Here is a 4294-nt window from a genome sequence, read left to right as displayed (position 1 = left end):
TTAGGCCGTTCAAGAGGTCAGCCCATAAATCAGGATTTTCTTTCATCTTCATATTCCACCCCATTTGAACAATGGGCGTCCGTGGGGTGAACGATGGTTACCCCTGTGAGTTGTAGTAAGTGGGATGCCAACCGCAATAGGAGATACTGAGGTTCTGTGAGTGATTGCGGTGGCAGATACGAAAAAACCAGCACTCGGCTGGTTACATAACTATTTCAATAATCGAATAACTCTAATTATTGGGAGAAGGTAAAGCTGCAATGATATTTTCTAGATGAGGCAATGCTTCACGATCCCTTGGACCAAAGTAGCTAATAGATTTATCTCTAATCCAGTGATGAACTTCTAAATTGAAAGAAGTCATCAATTCGTTTGGGTAAAGTCTTGCTTCTACTGGCTTCCTCTTCCCATCATTAAACTCGTGCGTATATGTAGGGAATGAGTCGGGATCATATCCTTTGGTACGCAAGAAAGCACTAAACATTCTTCCTAATGAAATATCAGGCATTAACCTATCAGGCAATAAATACCCCCTAGATTCCAGCGGTGCCAGTAGTTTTAATGTCATCTGATCTAGCATGGAAAAGTGGGTAGGTGGAATCTTTTCTCTATTAATAAGATAGCGTTTCACATGGTAGGGCATTGTAGATTTCTGTTGCTTTGCGCCAGTCATCCAATCAAACACCCACTTAGATACAAGCACGGCAAACTTAGGTGACGCCCATTGACCTAAATTGATTGCCACTTGAGGGTGAACCCATGTACCTTGCAACTCAGGAAAACCACCTCTAACTGTTTGAATTAATTCCGTTATGTGAATTCCCATGTCGACTGAAAGCTCGGATATGAAATCACTAGTATTCTTTGAACGAGAATAATCAGCAAAATTTTTTCCAGCAGCTTTACACATAGCCGTTGCGTTAATATACCCATCATACGCACGCTGAGCTATTACCACGTTGTTCTCTTCACGAGCAATAAGTGGTAAGTCTAACTGTTTCATCTAACCTCCGTTCTAATTGCGTCAGATGAACACTCTAGCTCGTATCTAATTCATGCAAAATAACTTTTTTAGGTTATGTGACAAAGGCCACGCCATGCGCAGCCTTGGAATAACTATTTGAATTTGTTCCGATGCCGGAATTCCGGTAACGGGATCGAGGTGTTGATCGAAATGGTTAAAATCACACCCATCATATTGATTTAACAACAATATAGGTGTTGACCGACCCCGATCACTTTGAGTTGCCAACTCTGAGTTGACTACTGAACTTATTTCCCGTTCGGCTTCTCTCTTGCCGCCCAGTATCTATCATGCTCTTCTGGTGTGGCCTTTTGGTCTTCGAAAACATCACCAATTTTCAAGCCATCCGGTAATAGCGCCCAAGCAACATAGAAATATCGAGGTTCAAATTCTTCCCCTATCCACCGATGAATACCTGAGTATTCTCCTTCATCCCAAAAACGGACATAGCCAATATGCCAGCCATCGCAAGGATTTAAAACCAATACCTCTTTGCCGTTCATATCAAATGTAGGTTGCTCAGAGGCAGGACGGATAACTAAGGACTCTGTGACTGACGCAGACATACGTTCTCCCAGAAAGCAAAAAGCCCCGCGAATGCGAGGCTATGGAATCAGGGTGTAAATTAGGGTTATTTCCAGTTGAAGCAAAAATGCAGTGTATTGCCTACGTTTTGTTTCAGTAGGTCGCCTAATTGTTTTGCACCGTCAGAAGTATGACTATAACCACTTGAACCACTAGGAGGGCCAAGATGATAAGTTGAACCATTAACTATTACTTCAAGATTCTTATTCAGCAGGTCTGGTTGGTTTTGAGTATCAACCTGTAAGAACAGATTGCTAAAAGTACTGATAGGGACTTCCAAAAGAAAAAAAGATGATATTTTTCCAATATCTAGAGTGTTTTGAAGATTAGTCAGAGTGCCAAAAGGAGAGCTGCGTGGGTTCTTTTTCGTGTTCGTCCAATACCCCCAATATTGTGCCTCGCCGCCATTATATTGGCTAGTCCCAACTTTAAGATCAAAAGACAGCATGCAATCAACTGGTTTTGGTTTAACTAAAGCCCAATCACAAGCCATCATATCGTCTTGTGTCGGTTGCCATACCTCAAAACTATTATGTTTACGTTTTTTAATAAGATAAGACTGTCTATCGTCTTCGACTTTCTCCGATTTAGGAGTAAGCCCTATATATTCATTGGGGTAATCCCAATTACTGCGATACATTAGATTTCCTAAATACAATTGAATCATCGCCCACGGATATGAGCCAATAGGTGCAACTGCATCGTGATTTTTGTATTGATCTGGGTTGATAAAGCAATTTTTATCTGTATTTATATTTTCTGGCTTATTAACGTCAGACATCATTTCCTCACTTATTAATCGTTAAAGTTAAAGGTCATTTCATCTACTGCTAACTAGTCAGTTAATATTACTTAGGTTAGGTTTTTATCTCAATTGAATACCAAATGGTAGAATTAATACGCATTAAAATATGGCTGCGCATTATAAAATATGCCTATTCATCGAGTGCGTGATTCAGTGAGGTGTATATTTGAAGTTTGCTGCTAATTCCGAATACCCTTTATTGAATATAGGGCAATAAAAAACCCCGCACTGGGCGAGGTCTGAAATTAATAAGCTGTGTGACACTGCTATCACTCTTATCACAATATACTGACTTTTGTAATTACGCAACCGAATTGACGATTTCTTTTTGTACGCATTTATCCAGTTCCAAAATCACATCTGAAACAGCCAGTACTCCTTCAATAAATCCCTCCGCGGCCTGCAACCGCTTTGCCACTTCATTATGGGAAATACCTAACTTGGTTCCCATCGCTCTTAATGGCAGTGCCTTAATGTAGTGCAAGACGATCAGCTGGTAGTAATAAGGATTATGCTTCTTCAACCGCAGAACGGCGGCATCAATAGCAAATCCATCATCATCACAACATTGTGCACGGGTCTTTCGGGTACTGGGTGTCAACCCCTTGAATCCAGCAGCAACGGGTGCCCAGTCAACCGCACTGTTTCCCTCACTGGCCCATGTTCCCCATTGACTGAGTATCATCCGCATATCACGCATTTGCACATTCCCCCACCCGCATCCCCATCAAGCCCTTTTCTTTCTGACCGTGTAAGTTAAGTAATTTTTTCATCATGCCTCTCTGTACTGTCCTTTCGTCTTCCCATGTGATGTTGTCTCAAAACCCCTGTTTGTTGTCTCATGTTGTCTCAATTTAAAAGTAAAAATAATTATTATTCATACACTTAATAAAAATGAGACAACCGAGACAACCGAGACAACAGGTTTTACCCCCCACATGAGTCCTTATTTTTCGTTGTCTGATTCAGGAATGAGCACCATGATATAAGCCCGTTGCTGAATGCCCCCCAGATGCTTAAGGCGGGGCGTCTTGCCCTGAAAACTTCGCCCACTGGCTGGCTTCTTAAGGATGCCGGTTTTCATTAACGTATCTGCGAACATATCCACGTTAAACCCTTTGGCAATCTCCTGTTTGAACGTGGCGGGCAGTGTATAGAAAATAATCTGTGCATCATCATGTCCCCCTTTTTTCTCCCGGTAACCCGCTAAATCCCGTATCGGCAGATCCCTTTCGTCATAAGGCAGCGGGGCATAACGGCTCATGCCATGCGCATTCAGAAATGAAACGGCCTGCTCGACAATCTGTTCCAGTTCTTTGTTGCCTGTCCCGAACTCAGCCACCCAGACATTAAAGATATATTGCAGCGCATCCCGGCACGCGCGTTCATTCCACCCGGTCACCGCACGCCCTAACAGCATGGCAGCCTCCAGCACCGCAAAGCGATCACTGACCCGCTGCACCTGTTCACCGTAGCTTTCAGGTATCAGTTTGCTCCATCGTGACTGTGCGTCGATATAGGCTTGTCTGGCGGCTTCTTGATGGGTAGCCAGATATTCAATCCACGCCCTGCCTGCCGCGCCGTGATGTTCCCGACAACCCCGCTTTAGCGCATCGGCATGGGCCTTGCCACTGTCCAGCCCGTGCAGGGTCTTGGCCCTTTCCATCGGGATATTCAGTAACCGGACCAACTGCCCGGCATTGATTTTGATCCCGGCTTCCATCAAGAACGTAGGGATATCTTTCTCGCCCGTACTGATCGCCACGGTTCGCCAGCTGGTCAAAGGACGGTTACCCCCTTCTTTTGCCCCCTGTATTTTCCCCTTGCCGTTAAACAGGGTATAGGCTGAGGTGTGGACATGTTTAGGGTTCGCGCCTTGC

The 4294-nt window shown here is 43.9% G+C and carries 5 protein-coding genes; all 5 read right to left on the bottom strand.

The genetic code is table 11. From position 1 onward, the window contains the following. Window positions 1-232: 232 nt before the first annotated feature. A complete protein-coding gene (locus AAC854_RS21400; protein WP_340618858.1) occupies window positions 233-1003 on the bottom strand; it encodes a KilA-N domain-containing protein in 771 nt (256 codons plus the stop codon). Window positions 1004-1272: 269 nt separating this feature from the next. Then, the gene (locus AAC854_RS21395) at window positions 1273-1590 is read right to left on the bottom strand and encodes a hypothetical protein (RefSeq protein WP_340618857.1); all 318 of its coding nucleotides are present in this window, start codon (window positions 1588-1590) and stop codon (window positions 1273-1275) included. 65 nt (window positions 1591-1655) lie between these two features. Further along, window positions 1656-2390 carry a DUF2829 domain-containing protein gene (locus AAC854_RS21390; protein WP_479715131.1) on the bottom strand — a complete coding sequence of 245 codons (735 nt, stop codon included), beginning with the start codon at window positions 2388-2390 and terminating at the stop codon, window positions 1656-1658. A gap of 325 nt (window positions 2391-2715) precedes the next feature. Beyond that, window positions 2716-3114 (bottom strand): antiterminator Q family protein, encoded by a 399-nt coding sequence (locus AAC854_RS21385; protein ID WP_340618855.1) that lies wholly within the window; start codon window positions 3112-3114, stop codon window positions 2716-2718. A 246-nt stretch (window positions 3115-3360) separates the two neighbouring features. Continuing rightward, on the bottom strand, window positions 3361-4294 hold a 934-nt coding region (locus AAC854_RS21380), incomplete at its 5' end, for a DUF927 domain-containing protein (protein WP_422824116.1).

The organism is Xenorhabdus entomophaga, from assembly GCF_037996725.1.
Classification (GTDB): domain Bacteria; phylum Pseudomonadota; class Gammaproteobacteria; order Enterobacterales; family Enterobacteriaceae; genus Xenorhabdus; species Xenorhabdus khoisanae.
The sequence above is the reverse complement of the archived record's forward strand: the minus strand, read 5'-3'. Positions and strand labels throughout refer to the sequence as shown.

Bases quoted from the DNA above. Each gene is read 5' to 3' on its own strand.
- AAC854_RS21400 (WP_340618858.1), bottom strand. From the start codon at position 1,003: ATGAAACAGTTAGACTTACCACTTATTGCTCGTGAAGAGAACAACGTG.
- AAC854_RS21395 (WP_340618857.1), bottom strand. From the start codon at position 1,590: ATGTCTGCGTCAGTCACAGAGTCCTTAGTTATCCGTCCTGCCTCTGAG.
- AAC854_RS21390 (WP_479715131.1), bottom strand. From the start codon at position 2,390: ATGTCTGACGTTAATAAGCCAGAAAATATAAATACAGATAAAAATTGC.
- AAC854_RS21385 (WP_340618855.1), bottom strand. From the start codon at position 3,114: ATGCGTGATATGCGGATGATACTCAGTCAATGGGGAACATGGGCCAGT.